This is a genomic window from Shinella sp. S4-D37, assembly GCF_040812195.1.
Classification (GTDB): domain Bacteria; phylum Pseudomonadota; class Alphaproteobacteria; order Rhizobiales; family Rhizobiaceae; genus Shinella.
In genome coordinates, this window is sequence record NZ_JBFNXL010000005.1 from 2,035,209 (window position 1) to 2,050,383 (window position 15,175).

27 protein-coding genes are annotated in these 15,175 nt (G+C 61.8%); all 27 read right to left on the reverse strand.

Annotation, left to right across the window (positions count from 1 at the left end):
• Positions 1 to 132: 132 nt before the first annotated feature.
• The 27 genes from rplQ to rpsJ all read right to left on the reverse strand — a co-directional run bounded on the left by rplQ (position 133) and on the right by rpsJ (position 15,121).
• Entirely contained in the window at positions 133 to 558 is a 426-nt protein-coding gene (gene rplQ / locus AB3G45_RS17350; RefSeq protein ID WP_023517174.1) for a 50S ribosomal protein L17, read from the reverse strand.
• Positions 559 to 679: 121 nt separating this feature from the next.
• Complete coding sequence (locus AB3G45_RS17355; protein ID WP_064329868.1) at positions 680 to 1,690, reverse strand: DNA-directed RNA polymerase subunit alpha; 1,011 nt, start codon at positions 1,688 to 1,690, stop codon at positions 680 to 682.
• Positions 1,691 to 1,794: 104 nt separating this feature from the next.
• Positions 1,795 to 2,184, reverse strand: coding sequence for a 30S ribosomal protein S11 (gene rpsK, locus AB3G45_RS17360; RefSeq protein ID WP_023513823.1), 390 nt, complete (start codon positions 2,182 to 2,184; stop codon positions 1,795 to 1,797).
• A gap of 241 nt (positions 2,185 to 2,425) precedes the next feature.
• Entirely contained in the window at positions 2,426 to 2,794 is a 369-nt protein-coding gene (rpsM, locus tag AB3G45_RS17365) for a 30S ribosomal protein S13 (protein WP_367831741.1), read from the reverse strand.
• A 228-nt stretch (positions 2,795 to 3,022) separates the two neighbouring features.
• Positions 3,023 to 3,607, reverse strand: coding sequence for an adenylate kinase (locus AB3G45_RS17370; RefSeq protein ID WP_367831742.1), 585 nt, complete (start codon positions 3,605 to 3,607; stop codon positions 3,023 to 3,025).
• The gene (gene secY / locus AB3G45_RS17375) at positions 3,604 to 4,944 is read right to left on the reverse strand and encodes a preprotein translocase subunit SecY (RefSeq protein WP_367831743.1); all 1,341 of its coding nucleotides are present in this window, start codon (positions 4,942 to 4,944) and stop codon (positions 3,604 to 3,606) included. Before secY ends, AB3G45_RS17370 begins: the two co-directional genes overlap by 4 nt.
• 315 nt (positions 4,945 to 5,259) lie before the next feature.
• Complete coding sequence (gene rplO / locus AB3G45_RS17380) at positions 5,260 to 5,739, reverse strand: 50S ribosomal protein L15 (protein WP_367831744.1); 480 nt, start codon at positions 5,737 to 5,739, stop codon at positions 5,260 to 5,262.
• An 11-nt stretch (positions 5,740 to 5,750) separates the two neighbouring features.
• Positions 5,751 to 5,954, reverse strand: a complete 204-nt coding sequence (gene rpmD, locus AB3G45_RS17385; protein WP_064329863.1) for a 50S ribosomal protein L30 — start codon at positions 5,952 to 5,954, stop codon at positions 5,751 to 5,753.
• Positions 5,955 to 5,967: 13 nt separating this feature from the next.
• Positions 5,968 to 6,534 carry a 30S ribosomal protein S5 gene (rpsE, locus tag AB3G45_RS17390; RefSeq protein ID WP_119258420.1) on the reverse strand — a complete coding sequence of 189 codons (567 nt, stop codon included), beginning with the start codon at positions 6,532 to 6,534 and terminating at the stop codon, positions 5,968 to 5,970.
• 129 nt (positions 6,535 to 6,663) lie between these two features.
• A complete protein-coding gene (rplR, locus tag AB3G45_RS17395; RefSeq protein WP_023515493.1) occupies positions 6,664 to 7,026 on the reverse strand; it encodes a 50S ribosomal protein L18 in 363 nt (120 codons plus the stop codon).
• Positions 7,027 to 7,038: 12 nt separating this feature from the next.
• Positions 7,039 to 7,572, reverse strand: a complete 534-nt coding sequence (gene rplF, locus AB3G45_RS17400; protein ID WP_367831745.1) for a 50S ribosomal protein L6 — start codon at positions 7,570 to 7,572, stop codon at positions 7,039 to 7,041.
• A 42-nt stretch (positions 7,573 to 7,614) separates the two neighbouring features.
• On the reverse strand, positions 7,615 to 8,013 hold the full coding sequence (gene rpsH / locus AB3G45_RS17405; RefSeq protein WP_023517482.1) for a 30S ribosomal protein S8: 399 nt from the start codon (positions 8,011 to 8,013) through the stop codon (positions 7,615 to 7,617).
• Between the two features lie 12 nt (positions 8,014 to 8,025).
• Entirely contained in the window at positions 8,026 to 8,331 is a 306-nt protein-coding gene (gene rpsN, locus AB3G45_RS17410) for a 30S ribosomal protein S14 (RefSeq protein WP_244765686.1), read from the reverse strand.
• A gap of 36 nt (positions 8,332 to 8,367) precedes the next feature.
• Positions 8,368 to 8,925 (reverse strand): 50S ribosomal protein L5, encoded by a 558-nt coding sequence (gene rplE / locus AB3G45_RS17415; RefSeq protein WP_367831746.1) that lies wholly within the window; start codon positions 8,923 to 8,925, stop codon positions 8,368 to 8,370.
• Complete coding sequence (gene rplX / locus AB3G45_RS17420; RefSeq protein WP_064329857.1) at positions 8,918 to 9,229, reverse strand: 50S ribosomal protein L24; 312 nt, start codon at positions 9,227 to 9,229, stop codon at positions 8,918 to 8,920. The genes rplE and rplX overlap by 8 nt, the downstream gene beginning before the upstream one ends.
• Before the next feature lie 12 nt (positions 9,230 to 9,241).
• Positions 9,242 to 9,610 (reverse strand): 50S ribosomal protein L14, encoded by a 369-nt coding sequence (gene rplN / locus AB3G45_RS17425; RefSeq protein ID WP_062468282.1) that lies wholly within the window; start codon positions 9,608 to 9,610, stop codon positions 9,242 to 9,244.
• Between the two features lie 236 nt (positions 9,611 to 9,846).
• Complete coding sequence (gene rpsQ, locus AB3G45_RS17430; protein ID WP_306034602.1) at positions 9,847 to 10,083, reverse strand: 30S ribosomal protein S17; 237 nt, start codon at positions 10,081 to 10,083, stop codon at positions 9,847 to 9,849.
• 12 nt (positions 10,084 to 10,095) lie between these two features.
• On the reverse strand, positions 10,096 to 10,296 hold the full coding sequence (rpmC, locus tag AB3G45_RS17435; protein ID WP_367831747.1) for a 50S ribosomal protein L29: 201 nt from the start codon (positions 10,294 to 10,296) through the stop codon (positions 10,096 to 10,098).
• A gap of 12 nt (positions 10,297 to 10,308) precedes the next feature.
• Positions 10,309 to 10,722: a 50S ribosomal protein L16 gene (gene rplP / locus AB3G45_RS17440; RefSeq protein WP_024270440.1), complete on the reverse strand. Its 414-nt coding sequence runs from the start codon at positions 10,720 to 10,722 to the stop codon at positions 10,309 to 10,311.
• A 38-nt stretch (positions 10,723 to 10,760) separates the two neighbouring features.
• Positions 10,761 to 11,492 (reverse strand): 30S ribosomal protein S3, encoded by a 732-nt coding sequence (gene rpsC / locus AB3G45_RS17445; protein WP_367831748.1) that lies wholly within the window; start codon positions 11,490 to 11,492, stop codon positions 10,761 to 10,763.
• Positions 11,492 to 11,881 (reverse strand): 50S ribosomal protein L22, encoded by a 390-nt coding sequence (gene rplV / locus AB3G45_RS17450; protein WP_023514179.1) that lies wholly within the window; start codon positions 11,879 to 11,881, stop codon positions 11,492 to 11,494. Before rplV ends, rpsC begins: the two co-directional genes overlap by 1 nt.
• A gap of 2 nt (positions 11,882 to 11,883) precedes the next feature.
• Positions 11,884 to 12,162, reverse strand: coding sequence for a 30S ribosomal protein S19 (gene rpsS, locus AB3G45_RS17455; RefSeq protein ID WP_023517272.1), 279 nt, complete (start codon positions 12,160 to 12,162; stop codon positions 11,884 to 11,886).
• Positions 12,163 to 12,178: 16 nt separating this feature from the next.
• Positions 12,179 to 13,015, reverse strand: coding sequence for a 50S ribosomal protein L2 (rplB, locus tag AB3G45_RS17460; RefSeq protein WP_367831749.1), 837 nt, complete (start codon positions 13,013 to 13,015; stop codon positions 12,179 to 12,181).
• A gap of 31 nt (positions 13,016 to 13,046) precedes the next feature.
• Entirely contained in the window at positions 13,047 to 13,340 is a 294-nt protein-coding gene (locus AB3G45_RS17465) for a 50S ribosomal protein L23 (RefSeq protein ID WP_023517274.1), read from the reverse strand.
• Positions 13,337 to 13,957: a 50S ribosomal protein L4 gene (gene rplD / locus AB3G45_RS17470; RefSeq protein WP_367831750.1), complete on the reverse strand. Its 621-nt coding sequence runs from the start codon at positions 13,955 to 13,957 to the stop codon at positions 13,337 to 13,339. The genes AB3G45_RS17465 and rplD overlap by 4 nt, the downstream gene beginning before the upstream one ends.
• A gap of 12 nt (positions 13,958 to 13,969) precedes the next feature.
• Positions 13,970 to 14,653: a 50S ribosomal protein L3 gene (rplC, locus tag AB3G45_RS17475; protein ID WP_024270438.1), complete on the reverse strand. Its 684-nt coding sequence runs from the start codon at positions 14,651 to 14,653 to the stop codon at positions 13,970 to 13,972.
• 159 nt (positions 14,654 to 14,812) lie between these two features.
• Positions 14,813 to 15,121 (reverse strand): 30S ribosomal protein S10, encoded by a 309-nt coding sequence (gene rpsJ, locus AB3G45_RS17480; RefSeq protein WP_003507767.1) that lies wholly within the window; start codon positions 15,119 to 15,121, stop codon positions 14,813 to 14,815.
• Positions 15,122 to 15,175 lie beyond the last annotated feature (54 nt).

Here is a 15,175-nt window from a genome sequence, read left to right on the forward strand (position 1 = left end):
GGCGCGCCGTTCTGCCCCTTCTCCCCGCAGGCGGGGAGAAGGTCCCGGCAGGGGGATGAGGGGCGCCGAACGCCAACAGAAAGGCCGGGAGATCGCTCTCCCGGCCTTTCTCGATTCCCAGCCCCGAAAGGATCAGGCGGCTTCGGCAGCGTCCGCTTCAGCGGCAACGCGGGCCTTGTCGGCTGCGCCCTTGGCATCGACGTCGCGGTCGACGAACTCGATGACGGCGAGCGGGGCATTGTCGCCGTGGCGGTAGCCGGCCTTCATGATGCGCAGGTAGCCACCGTTGCGGCTGGCATAGCGCGTCGCGATCGCGTCGAACAGCTTCGAAACGACGGCGACGTCACGGATCTGCGAGATCGCCTGGCGGCGAGCGTGCAGGTCGCCGCGCTTGCCGAGGGTGACGAGCTTTTCGACGATCGGGCGAATTTCCTTCGCCTTCGGCAGGGTGGTGACGATCTGCTCATGCTGGATGAGCGAGGCAGCCATGTTGGCGAACATCGCCTTGCGGTGGCTGGCAGTACGGTTGAGTTTGCGACCGGAATTCTGGTGGCGCATCTCGGTTCTCCTTCACATGCAGGCAGTTGCCTGCCGTTTGATGGTGGCGCATGTCAGCTACATGCGCAGTTTATAGATGCTAAGGCCAGCTTTATGCGCCCCTTTCGGGGCGCATGCGGCCTTAGTATTGGTCTTCGTAGCGCTTGGCGAGATCTTCGATGTTCTCGGGCGGCCATGCCGGCACTTCCATGCCGAGGTGCAGGCCCATGGAAGCGAGAACTTCCTTGATCTCGTTGAGCGACTTGCGACCGAAATTCGGAGTGCGAAGCATTTCGGCTTCGGTCTTCTGAATGAGATCGCCGATATAGACGATGTTGTCGTTCTTCAGGCAGTTCGCCGAACGGACGGAAAGTTCCAGTTCGTCGACCTTCTTGAGGAGCGCCGGGTTGAAGGCGAGCTCGGTGACCGATTCCTCTTCGGCTTCCTTCTGCGGCTCGTCGAAGTTGACGAAGACCGAGAGCTGGTCCTGGAGGATGCGGGCCGCGAACGCGATCGCATCTTCGCCCGTGACGGAACCGTCGGTCTCGATGGTCATCGTCAGCTTGTCGTAGTCGAGAACCTGGCCTTCGCGGGTGTTTTCCACCTTGTAGGACACTTTCTTGACCGGCGAGTACAGGCTGTCGACCGGGATGAGGCCGATCGGCGCGTCTTCGGAACGGTTGCGGTCGGCCGGGACATAGCCCTTGCCGTTGTTGACCGTGAACTCCATGCGGATCTCCGCGCCCTCGTCGAGGGTGCAGATGACATGGTTGGGGTTCAGGATCTCGATGTCGCCGACCGTCTGGATGTCACCGGCCGTCACGACGCCCGGGCCCTGCTTGCGCACGACCATGCGCTTCGAATCGTCGCCATCCATCTTGATGGCGATTTCCTTGATGTTCAGCACGATGTCGGTCACGTCTTCCCGGACGCCCGGGATCGACGAGAACTCGTGCAGCACGCCGTCGATCTGCACGGCGGTCACGGCCGCCCCGCGCAGCGACGACAGGAGAACGCGACGCAGCGCGTTGCCGAGGGTCAGGCCGAAGCCACGTTCCAGCGGCTCTGCAACAAGGCTTGCCTTGGTACGGCCGGAGGAGGTGAACTCGACCTTGTTCGGCTTGATCAGTTCCTGCCAGTTTTTCTGGATCATATGTTTTGCCTTCCGTTCGCCGCCACCATCCAATCGTGGCGGCCGAGCCCTGAAGATCCGCGGAAGCCGTCAGCCGGCTTCCGCAGTAATTCGAATGCGATGATTCAGACGCGGCGCTTCTTGCGCGGGCGGCAACCGTTGTGCGGGATCGGGGTCACGTCGCGGATGGACGTGATCATGAAGCCGGCGGCCTGGAGGGCGCGCAGAGCCGATTCGCGACCGGAACCCGGACCGCAGACTTCGACTTCCAGCGACTTCATGCCGTGTTCCTGGGCCTTCTTGGCGCAGTCTTCGGCGGCGATCTGGGCGGCGAACGGGGTCGACTTGCGCGAACCTTTGAAGCCCTTTGCACCGGCCGACGACCAGGCAATCGCGTTGCCCTGTGCATCGGTGATGGTGATCATCGTGTTGTTGAACGAAGAATTGACGTGAGCAACACCCGAGGTGATGTTCTTGCGTTCGCGACGGCGGACGCGTGCGGCTTCCTTGGCCATGGATAGTCCTTTCGTTGATCTCGACACCGCCGTAGTTCCAGCGGCTCCACCGGGCGGGAGAAACCCCCTGCCCTGAATAAAATTTGCATACCCGCCCGAAGGCCCGGCATGCGGCGATATCGTCACTGCCGTAATGCCAGCAGCTCCACCGACCGGGGCACAGGCCTGGCGCCAAGCCCCGCTCGAAACTCAAAAGAGGCCGGCGCGAAGCGCCAGCCTCCCGTTCCCCGTTTCCGGGAAATTACTTCTTCTTGCCTGCGATGGCCTTCGCCGGGCCCTTGCGGGTGCGGGCGTTGGTGTGCGTGCGCTGGCCGCGGACCGGCAGGCTGCGGCGATGACGCAGGCCACGGTAGCAACCGAGGTCCATGAGACGCTTGATGTTCATCGAGGTCTCGCGACGCAGGTCGCCTTCGACCTGGTAGTCGCGGTCGATGGCTTCACGGATCTGCAGGACTTCCGCATCCGTCAGCTGGTGTACGCGACGATCGGCCGGGATACCGACCTTCTCGATGATTTCCTGTGCAAACTTCGGGCCGATCCCGTGAATGTAGGTCAGCGCGATAACCACGCGCTTCGCGGTCGGGATGTTGACGCCAGCGATACGTGCCACGCCTGTTCTCCTTGCTTCCAGTTGCCATCCGGCAAGTGGTCTTCTTCATTCGATACGGCCGGAAAGGCCGCTGCTCAATTGAGGTTCGGGACATGTCGAAAACGACCGCACCCGGACTTCGTTCTTCTGAAATCCGCGCCGATCGCAATGGTATGTCGCGAGTTGGCGCTGTCATAAGGGGAATCGGCCGAAAAAGTCAACTCCCGGCCGGTCCTTTTTCGCCCGATCTCAGGCGTTCTCCAGGATTCCGGCAATCTCGGCCGTCACCTGGTCGACATTGGCCATGCCGTCGACCGTCTGGAGCTTGCCGGTCGACGCGTAGTAGGTCGACAGCGGCGCGGTCTTCTCGCGGTATTCCGTCAGGCGGCGCTTGAAGGCTTCCGGATTGTCGTCGGAGCGCACGGCGCCGCCGGCGGCGATCGTCTCGGCCACGCGGGTCTCCATGCGCTTGACCAGCGCATCCTCGTCGACCTTCAGCTCGATCACGGCGTCGAGCGCGATGCCCTTGCCGGCGAGGATCCGGTCGAGGGCTTCTGCCTGCGGAACCGTGCGCGGGTAACCGTCGAGGATGAAGCCCCTGGCACAGTCGGCCGAATCGATCCGATCCGACACGATCTCGTTGACGATGGCATCGGAGACGAGCTGGCCGGCATCCATAACGGCCTTGGCGCGCTTGCCGACATCCGTGCCGGCGGCGACGGCCGCCCGCAGCATGTCACCCGTGGAGAGCTGCGGAATACCGTGCTTCTCCGTCAGGAGCTTGGCCTGTGTCCCCTTGCCAGCGCCCGGCGGTCCCAGAAAAATCAGTCTCATCGTCCCCTCTTTCCTCCACGCAGCTTCGACTTCTTGATCAGCCCCTCATACTGCTGAGCAATCAGGTGACCCTGAATCTGTGCTACAGTATCAAGGGTCACGCTGACAACAATCAAAAGCGACGTACCACCAAGGTAGAACGGCACCCCTGTCTGAGCGATGAGAATTTCGGGAAGGATGCAGACGAAGACGAGATAGAGCGCGCCGACGACCGTAATGCGGGTCAGCACGTAGTCGATATATTCGGCGGTGCGCTCGCCCGGGCGAATGCCCGGAATGAAGCCGCCGTGCTTCTTCAGATTGTCGGCCGTGTCCTTCGGATTGAAGACGATGGCCGTGTAGAAGAAGGCGAAGAAGGCGATCATGCCCGCGTAGAACAGCATGTAGAGCGGCTGGCCGTGGCCGAGTGCGGCAATGACCATGGTCGCCCAGGACGGCAGCTCGGCGGTGTTCGAGAAGCCTGCGAGCGTTGCCGGCAACAACAGCAGCGAGGAGGCGAAGATCGCCGGGATGACGCCCGAGGTGTTCAGCTTCAGCGGCAGGTGCGACGTGTCGCCCTGGAACATGCGGTTGCCGACCTGTCGCTTCGGATACTGGATCAGCAGCCGGCGCTGGGCGCGCTCCACGAAGACGATGAGTGCGATGACGCCGACGGCCATGACCACGACAGCGATGACGACGCCGATCGAGAGCGCGCCGGTGCGGCTGAGTTCCAGCGTGCCGGCCAGCGCGCTCGGAAGGGCCGCGACGATGCCGGCGAAGATGATCAGCGAGATGCCGTTGCCGATGCCGCGCGAGGTGATCTGCTCACCCAGCCACATCAGGAACATCGTGCCGCCGAGCAGCGAGATGACGGTGGAGAGGCGGAAGAACCAGCCCGGATCGTTGACGAGCCCTGCCCCGCTCTCCAGGCCCACCGCGATGCCGTAGGCCTGCAGCGTACCGAGCAGCACTGTGCCGTAGCGGGTGTACTGATTGATGATCTTGCGGCCCTGCTCGCCTTCCTTCTTCAGTTGCTCCAGCGAGGGAACGACCGAGGTCATGAGCTGCACGATGATCGACGCGGAGATGTACGGCATGATGCCGAGCGCGAAGATCGCCATGCGCTCGACGGCGCCGCCGGAGAACATGTTGAAGAGGCCGAGGATGCCGCCGGACTGGCCGCGGAAGGCCTGCGCGAAGGCATCGGGGTTGAGGCCCGGCAAAGGGATATAGGTGCCGAGACGATAGACGAGCAGCGCGCCCAGCGTGAACCAGAGACGCTTCTTCAGGTCTTCCGCCTTGGCGAAAGTCGAGAAGTTGAGATTAGAGGCAAGTTGTTCCGCTGCCGAAGCCATGCATTTCTCCGCGAAGCCGATCCGGCGGCGGTGAGCCCGGCCAGGTCCGGATTGGCTGATCCGTTGGCACGCCCCCTCGCCCCTCCTCGGACCGACGGCGCATGCTGAAATTCGTCTTGCCCCTCTGCCGGTGCGGCAAAGCGGGCGGATGGAGCCTAAACCGGTTGAAACGCGGATTGTCAAGCAATCCCGGCCTCACCCTGGCTTTTAATTCCGGACAACAGCGGAGAGAAGAATCCCGGCCGTCGTTGTGAGGCTCACATATGGGAGCAAAATCGCCCGGTGTGAAGCACACCGGGCGATAATTTCGTCGAATTATTCAGCGGCTTCCGCGGCTGCGACAAGAAGCTTGATCGAGCCGCCGGCCTTTTCGATCTTCTCGACCGCCGGCTTGGAAGCGCCGGCGACCTCGAAGGCCACCTTGGCCTTCAGTTCGCCGTCGGCCAGGATCCGCACGCCGTCCTTCTCGCGGCGGATGACGCCGGCTGCCTTGAGGGCGGCCGCATCGACGGTCGCCTTGGCATCGAGCTTGCCGGCATCGATCGCCTTCTGGACGCGGTCCAGCGAGACGATGACGAAGTCGGAGGAGAAGATGTTGTTGAAGCCGCGCTTCGGCAGGCGACGGTAGATGGGCATCTGGCCGCCTTCGAAGCCGTTGATGGCGACGCCCGAACGAGCCTTCTGACCCTTCACACCGCGACCGCCGGTCTTGCCCTTGCCGGAACCGATACCGCGACCGAGGCGCTTGCGACCCTTCGAAGAGCCTTCGTTGTCCTTGATTTCATTGAGTTTCATGATCTATCCCCTCACTTCTCTTCGACGACGCGAACGAGGTGCTGGACGGCACGGATCATGCCGCGGACAGACGGGGTGTCTTCCAGCGTGCGAACCCGATGCATCTTGTTGAGGCCCAGGCCGACGAGCGTTGCGCGCTGGATGGCCGGACGGCGGATGGGGCTGCCGATCTGCTCGACAGTCACCGTCTTCTTGGCGGTTTCTTTCTTAGCCATGGATCAGTGCTCCTTATTCTTCGGCAGCGACGCCGGCGGACTGACGGCGGGCCTGCAGCGTGGCGTACTTCATGCCGCGCTGTGCCGCGATGTCCTTCGGGTGCATCTGGCTCTTGAGAGCGTCGAACGTCGCACGGATCATGTTGTACGGGTTCGAGGAACCGGTCGACTTGGCGACGACGTCATGGACGCCGAGGGTTTCGAAGACGGCGCGCATCGGGCCGCCCGCGATGATGCCCGTACCGGCCTTGGCCGAACGAAGCAGGACCTTGCCGGCGCCGTGGCGGCCGTGCACGTCGTGGTGCAGCGTGCGGCCGGAGCGCAGCGGAACGAAGATGAGGTCGCGCTTGGCGGCTTCGGTGGCCTTGCGGATCGCTTCGGGAACTTCACGAGCCTTGCCGTGGCCGAAGCCGACGCGGCCCTTCTGGTCGCCGACGACGACGAGCGCTGCGAAACCGAAACGACGGCCGCCCTTGACGACCTTCGCGACGCGGTTGATCGCGACGAGCTTGTCGACAAACTCGCTGTCGCGCTCTTCGCGGTTCTGGCGGTCATCGCGACCGCGCTTTTCCTGTGCCATTGTCCTTTTCCTTTTTCTTTTCCGGGTGCAATCGGCAGATTGACGAAAGTCGCCCCCATTTCATGGAAATGGAAGCGACCGATACCCTGCTGAGGATCGGCGGGGCGCGAAACGCGCCCGGCCGAATGATCAGAAGTTCAGACCACCTTCACGGGCAGCTTCGGCGAGAGCCTTGATGCGGCCGTGATAGATGAAGGCGCCACGGTCGAAAACGACCTCCTTGACGCCTGCCTTGACGGCACGCTCGGCGATGAGCTTGCCGACGGCAGCGGCTGCTGCCGTGTCGGCGCCCGTCTTCAAAGACGAGCGCAGATCGGTGTCGAGCGTGGAGGCGGACGCAAGCGTCGTGCCGGCCACGTCGTCGATGACCTGTACGTAGATGTTCTTCGACGAGCGATGAACAGACAGGCGCGGACGGCCATTGGCGACCGCCTTGATGGAACGGCGCACGCGGTTGGCGCGGCGCTGGAGAGCTTCTTTCCTGCTAGCCATTTCGCGTGATCCTTACTTCTTCTTGCCTTCTTTGCGGACAATCCGCTCTTCGGCATACTTGACGCCCTTGCCCTTGTAGGGCTCGGGGCCACGGTATTCGCGGATTTCCGCGGCGACCTGGCCGACCTGCTGCTTGCTGATGCCGGAGACGATGATTTCGGTCGGCTTCGGAACAGCGATCGAGATGCCTTCCGGCGTCTGGTAGACGACGTCATGGCTGAAGCCGAGGGCCAGCTGCAGGTTCTTGCCCTGCAGCGACGCGCGGTAACCGACGCCGTTGATTTCGAGCTTGCGCTCGTAGCCGTCCTTGACGCCCTTGAAGATGTTCTCGAGCATCGTGCGGGACATGCCCCACTTGGAACGAGCATCCTTGCTATCGTTGACCGGCTGGACGACAACGGAGTTGTCTTCGAGCTTCACCGAAACTTCGTCGTTCGCGACGAAGAACAGTTCGCCCTTCGGGCCCTTCGCGGTGACCTTCTGACCATCGACGGTCGCGGTGACACCAGCGGGAACCGGAACGGGCTTCTTACCGATACGAGACATTGTTTTATCCTGTCTGTTCGTTATGGAAATTCCTGCTCAGCCTTAGAAGACCGAGCAAAGAATCTCGCCACCAACGTTCTGTTCGCGTGCCTGGTGATCGGCCATCACGCCCTTCGGGGTCGAAAGGATGGTGATGCCGAGGCCGTTCGCGACCTGCGGAATGGACTTTACCGAGACATAGACCCGGCGGCCCGGCTTGGAGACGCGGTCGATCTTGCGGATCACGGACGCGCCTTCGTAGTACTTGAGTTCGATGTTCAGCTCGGACTTGCCGTTGCCGAATTCGACTTCCGAATATCCGCGGATGTAACCTTCGGACTGAAGGACATCCAGAACGCGGGCGCGCAGCTTGGAAGCCGGCGTCGAAACGCTGGACTTGCGGCGTGCGGCGCCGTTGCGGATACGGGTGAGCATATCGCCCAAGGGATCAGTCATTGCCATGTGCCCGTCTCCTTACCAGCTCGACTTGACGATGCCCGGCACCTTGCCGAGATTGCCCAGTTCGCGAAGCGCAATACGCGACATCTTGAGTTTGCGATAGAAAGCGCGCGGACGGCCCGTGACTTCGCAACGGTTGCGGATGCGGGTCTTGGAGCCATTGCGCGGCATTTCGGCAAGCTTCAGGGTCGCCTTGAAGCGCTCTTCGATGGGAAGAGACTGGTTCTGGATGATCGCCTTGAGGGCGGCACGCTTGGACGCCTGAGCGGCGACCAGCTTGCGGCGGCGGTTGTTCTTCTCGACTGCGCTGGTTTTAGCCATAACAGTTGTTATCCTTCTTTACGCTTGTCGTTACGGTCAGGCGCGGAACGGGAAGTTGAACTCTTTCAGAAGAGCCCGTGCTTCGTCGTCCGTCTTTGCCGTCGTGCAAACGATGATGTCCATGCCCCACATCTGATCAACCTTGTCGTAGTTGATCTCCGGGAACACAATGTGCTCCTTGATACCCATGGCGAAGTTGCCACGGCCATCGAAGGACTTCGGGTTCAGACCACGGAAGTCGCGTACGCGGGGCAGCGCGATGTTCACGAGGCGATCCAGAAATTCATACATGCGGGCGCCGCGGAGCGTAACCTTCGCGCCGATCGGCATGCCTTCGCGCAGCTTGAAGCCGGCGATGGAGTTGCGGGCGCGCGTGATGACCGGCTTCTGGCCGGCAATCGCTGCGAGGTCGCCAGCCGCTACGGTCGGCTTCTTCGAGTCGCCCGTCGATTCGCCAACACCCATGTTGATGACGACCTTGTCGAGGCGCGGGATCTGCATCTCGTTGGCGAAGGAGAACTGCTCCTGAAGCGCCTTGCGGATACGCTCGACGTATTCCTTCTTGAGGCGCGGCTCATACTTGATGTCAGCCATCGATCGACACTCCCGAACGCTTTGCTACACGAACCTTCTTGTCGCCCTCGATCTTGAAACCGACGCGGGTCGGCTTGCCGTCCTTGGGGTCGGCGATCGCGATGTTCGACAGATGGATCGAAGCTTCCTTGGTGATGATGCCGGCTTCCTGGGTCTGGGTCTGGCGCTGGTGACGCTTCACCAGGTTGATACCCTTGACGACCGCGCGGTCTTCCTTCGGCATGACCTGTACGACTTCACCGGTACGGCCCTTGTCCTTGCCGGTGAGCACGACGACCTTGTCGCCCTTACGAATCTTTTGCATAGCCATCGCTCCTTACAGTACTTCCGGAGCCAGCGAGATGATCTTCATGTGGTTCTTGGCGCGAAGTTCGCGCGGAACCGGTCCGAAGATACGGGTGCCGATCGGCTCTTTCTTGTTGTCGATGAGGACGGCTGCGTTGTTGTCAAAACGGATGACGCTGCCATCGGGGCGGCGGATGTCCTTGGCGGTGCGCACGACGACCGCCTTCATCACGTCACCCTTCTTCACGCGGCCGCGCGGGATCGCTTCCTTGATCGAGACGACGATCACGTCGCCGACCGAAGCGTACTTGCGCTTGGAGCCGCCCAGCACCTTGATGCACATGACACGACGTGCGCCGGAATTATCCGCGACGTCGAGGTTAGTCTGCATCTGAATCATGTCAGGTCGCCTTCTTGTTTTACCGGACCGGTTGGGTGTCAGCCCCCTGTTCCAGCTTATGGAAATTCATGTTTTCGCGCGGGATGGTCTTTTGCCAGGGTGGTTTCCACGTCGGCGAACCGATGGACCTTCCGTGCGCTCAAAGCAAAAGAACGCTCGTGATTCCGAGCGTCCTTGCGCTGCTACATACAGGGTTTTGCGCCAAACACAAGGGCCCGGCGCAAAATCCGATGCTATTAAGCGTGGGCCGACACGACGGTCCAGCGCTTGTCCTTCGAGATCGGGGCGCATTCCTCGATGGAAACGACGTCGCCGACCTTGTACTGGTTGGTTTCGTCATGCGCCTTGTACTTCTTGGACCGGCGAACGGTCTTCTGAAGCAGCGGATGGGCAAAACGGCGTTCGACGCGAACGACAACGGTCTTGTCGTTCTTGTCGCTGACAACAGTGCCCTGCAGAATGCGTTTCGGCATATTATTCGGTCCTTAGGCCTTGGCTTCTGCCGCCTTCTGGCGGGCAATGGTCTTGACGCGCGCGATGTCCTTGCGGACTTCGTTGACGCGCGAGGTCTTCTCGAGCTGGCCGGTAGCCTTCTGGAAGCGCAGGTTGAACTGCTCCTTCTTCAGCTTGGCAAGCTCTTCGTTGAGCTGGTCGGCGCTCAGCGCCTTGACGTCTGCGGCTTTCATGGCGCTCGCTCCTTACTCTGCAATGCGCTGTACGAAGCGCGTCTTGACCGAGAGCTTGGCCGAGCCGAGGCGAAGCGCTTCACGCGCAATTTCCTCGGATACACCGTCGATCTCGAACATCATACGGCCGGGCTTGACCTTGGCCGCCCAGTATTCGACCGAACCCTTACCCTTACCCATGCGCACTTCCGTGGGCTTGGCGGTGACCGGAACGTCGGGGAACACGCGGATCCACACACGGCCGGCACGCTTCATGTAACGGGTGATCGCGCGGCGGGCCGCTTCGATCTCGCGAGCGTTCACGCGATTCGGTTCCTGAGCCTTCAAGCCGAACTCGCCGAAGGCGAGCTCGGAGCCGCCCTTGGCGACACCCTTGATGCGGCCCTTGAACTGCTTGCGGTACTTGGTACGCTTTGGCTGCAACATTTTTTTACTTCTCCGATATTGGCTGCCAAACGCGACTGTTACGCGTTTTCACGACGACGGTCGCCACGATCGCCGCGTTCACGGCTGGCGGGACCCTGGCTGTCACTTTCGCTCGCGCGACGCTCCGAAGCCATCGGGTCGTGCTCAAGGATCTCGCCCTTGAAGATCCAGACCTTGATGCCGCAGATGCCGAATGCGGTTTCGGCTTCAGCCGTACCGTAATCGATGTCCGCACGCAGCGTGTGAAGCGGAACGCGACCTTCGCGGTACCATTCCGTACGGGCGATTTCCGCACCGCCGAGACGGCCGGCGCAGGTGATCTTGATGCCTTCGGCGCCAAGACGCATGGCCGACTGAACAGCGCGCTTCATCGCACGGCGGAAAGCCACGCGGCGCTCGAGCTGCTGGGCGATCGACTGGGCGACGAGGGTCGCGTCGACTTCCGGCTTGCGCACTTCAACGATGTTGAGGTGCGTTTCGGAATTCGTCATCTCGGAAAGCTTCTTGCGAAGCTTCTCGATGTCCGCGCCCTTCTTGCCGATGATCAGACCCGGGCGAGCCGAGTGGATCGTGACGCGGCACTTCTTGTGCGGGCGCTCGATGACGACCTTGGCGATACCGGCCTGCTTCAGCTCGTCCATGACGAACTTGCGGATCTTCAGGTCTTCGTGGAGCAGCTGGCCGTATTCGGCGTTGTCGGCGAACCAGCGGCTGTCCCAGGTACGGTTGATGCCGAGGCGGAAACCGATCGGATTAATCTTCTGGCCCATTATGCGGCCTCCCCTTTGGCTTCGACTTCACGGACGACGATCGTCAGATGCGAGAAGGGCTTCTCGATCCGCGATGCACGGCCGCGGCCACGAGCGGCAAAGCGCTTCATGACGATCGACTTGCCGACATACGCCTCTGCGACGATGAGCGAGTCAACGTCGAGGTCGTGATTGTTCTCCGCGTTGGCGATCGCGGATTCGAGCGTCTTCTTGACGGTCTCGGCGCTACGCTTGCGTGAGAACTCAAGCTCGGCGAGAGCCCGGTCGACCTTCTTGCCGCGGATGAGCGCAGCAAGCAGGTTGAGCTTCTGGGGGCTGACGCGGATCGTGCGCGCGATAGCCTGCGCCTCGTTATCCTTCAGCCGACGTTCGGCTTTAGCCTTACCCATCGTTACTTCCTCTTCGCCTTCTTGTCCGCACCGTGACCGTAGTAGGTCCGGGTGGGAGCGAATTCACCAAACTTGTGACCGACCATGTCTTCATTGACGGCCACCGGGATATGCTTCGAGCCGTTGTAGACGCCGAAGGTGAGACCGACGAACTGCGGCAGGATCGTGGAGCGACGGCTCCAGATCTTGATCACTTCGCTGCGACCGCCTTCACGAACCTTCTCAGCCTTCTTGAGAAGATAGCCGTCAACAAACGGGCCTTTCCATACTGAACGAGCCATTTCTGACTAACCTCTCTTACTTCTTCTTCAAGTGGCGCGAGCGCATGATGAACTTGTCGGTCGACTTGTTCGAGCGGGTACGCTTGCCCTTGGTGGGCTTGCCCCACGGGGATACGGGGTGACGACCACCGGAGGTGCGGCCTTCACCACCGCCGTGCGGGTGGTCGACGGGGTTCATGACGACACCGCGGTTGTGCGGGGTCTTGCCGCGCCAACGGGTGCGACCGGCCTTGCCGTCGTTGATGTTGCCGTGATCCGGGTTGGATACGGCGCCGACCGTTGCGAGGCAGGACGAGTGAACCAGGCGCTGTTCGCCCGAGTTCAGGCGAAGGATCGCCATGCCCTGGTCGCGACCGACGAGCTGAACGAACGTACCGGCGGAGCGGGCGATCTGGCCGCCCTTGCCCGGCTTCATCTCGACGTTGTGAACGATCGAGCCGACCGGGATGTACTGCAGCGGCATGGTGTTGCCGGGCTTGACGTCGACGGCCGTGCTGGAGGCGATGACCTTGTCGCCGGCTGCCAGGCGCTGCGGGGCAAGGATATAGGCCTGCTCGCCGTCGGCATAGTTCACCAGAGCGATGAACGCCGTGCGGTTCGGGTCGTATTCCAGACGCTCGACCGTGCCCTCGACGTCGAACTTGCGACGCTTGAAGTCGATGAGACGGTAGGTGCGCTTGTGACCGCCGCCGATGAAGCGGGCGGTGATGCGACCGAGGTTGTTACGACCGCCGCTCTTGGAGAGACCTTCGGTCAGGGCCTTGACGGGCTTGCCCTTGTAAAGGCCCGACCGGTCGACGATGACCAGCTGGCGCTGGCTCGGAGTGGTCGGATTGAAGTGTTTCAATGCCATTTTCTTGTTTCCTCTTTAGCCGACTGCCCGATTAGAGCCCGGTGGAGACGTCGATGGACTGACCGTCAGCGAGCGTGACGATAGCCTTCTTGACATCTCCCTGCCGGCCGGCGAAGCCGCGGAAACGCTTGATCTTGCCCTTGCGGACGAGCGTGTTCACAGCCGTGACCTTGACGCCGAAGAGAGCTTCCACGGCAGCCTTGATTTCAGGCTTGGAAGCGCGCTTGGCAACGTTGAAGACGATCTGGTTGTTTTCGGAGACCAGCGTCGACTTTTCGGTGATCGAGGGGGATACGATCACATCGTAGTGGCGAAGATCCGTCATTTGAACCGCTCCTCGAGGGCTTCTACAGCAGCCTTGGAGAGCACGAGCTTGCCGCGGCGCAGGATGTCGTAAACATTGATACCCTGGATCGGAAGAACATCCACGTTCGGGATGTTGCGTGCTGCGAGCTTGAAGTTGCCGTCAAGTTCCGCGCCGCCGATGAAGAGGGCATTGGTGAGGCCGAGCGAAGCGAATACGCCGGCGAGAGCCTTCGTCTTTGCTTCCGCGGCGACGAGGTCGTCGACGATGATGACGTCGTCAGCCTTGATCTTGGCCGAGAGGGCGTGACGCAGGCCGAGCGCGCGAACCTGCTTGGGCAGGTCGTGGGCGTGGCTGCGCGATACCGGGCCGTGGGCCTTGGCACCGCCGCGGAACTGCGGAGCGCGCGCCGAATGGTGACGAGCGCGACCCGTACCCTTCTGCTTGTACATCTTGGAGCCGGTACGGGACACTTCGCTGCGCGTCAGCGACTGGTGCGTGCCCTGCTGCTTCTTGGCGAGCTGCCAGCGGATGACGCGGGCAATGATGTCTTCGCGCGGCTCGAGGCCGAAGATCGCGTCGGAAAGAGAGACCTTGCCGGCGTCCTTCCCGTCGAGGGTCGTGACTTTGAGATCCATGATCAGGCTCCCTTACTTGGCTGCGGCGCGCACGGCGGCCGGACGCGGCGCGTCGGACGGGGTGCCGGACTTGACGGCGTCACGGACAACGATCCAGGCGCCCTTGGAGCCCGGGACTGCGCCCTTGACGAGAATGAGACCGCGTTCTTCGTCGGTGGAGACGACTTCGAGGTTCTGGGTGGTGACGCGCGTCTGGCCCATGTGACCGGCCATGCGCTTGCCCTTCCAGACCTTGCCCGGGTCCTGGTTGTTACCCGTCGAACCGTGCGAGCGGTGCGAAACGGAAACGCCGTGCGTTGCACGAAGGCCGCCGAAGTTGTGGCGCTTCATGGCACCGGCGAAACCCTTACCGATCGTGGTGCCGGTGACGTCGACGAGCTGGCCGGCGACGAAGTGGCTCGCGGTCAGTTCCGCGCCGATCTCGATGAGGTTGTCTTCCGAAACGCGGAACTCGACGAGCTTGGCCTTCGGCTCGACGCTTGCGGCGGCGAACTGGCCGCGCAGGGCCTTTGCCGTATTCTTCACCTTGGAAGAGCCGGCGCCGAGCTGGACGGCCGTGTAGCCGTTCTTGTCCTGCGTACGCTGGGCGACGACCTGGACGTTGTCCAGTCGCAATACTGTTACGGGAATGTGCTCACCTGCGTCATTATAGACGCGAGTCATCCCTACTTTCTGTGCAATCACACCTGAACGCATGGTTCAATCCTCTTAGAAGTCCTGGCGGGATCGTGACGTCCCGTCATGCCTCTTGGTTTAAGGATTCCACTCGGGCTTTTCGGCCGTCGGGTTTCCCGTTTTCAGAAGACGTCGGCTTAGTGCCACGTACCTTCCTTGTTATTTCGGCTTGCGCCGGACTTAGAGCTTGATCTCTACGTCTACACCGGCCGCCAGGTCGAGCTTCATGAGAGCATCGACCGTCTGCGGCGTCGGATCTACGATGTCGAGCAGGCGCTTGTGGGTGCGCATCTCGAACTGTTCACGGCTCTTCTTGTCGACGTGGGGCGAGCGGTTGACCGTGAACTTTTCAATACGGGTCGGGAGCGGAACGGGACCGCGGACGCTTGCGCCGGTGCGCTTTGCCGTCGACACGATCTCGCGCGTGGAGGCATCAAGGATCCGGTGGTCAAACGCCTTGAGGCGGATGCGGATGTTCTGGCCGTTCATACGACTTTTCCTTAGTTCGTTATCCGCGCGATTCTCTTGGGAAAGCGCGCTTTT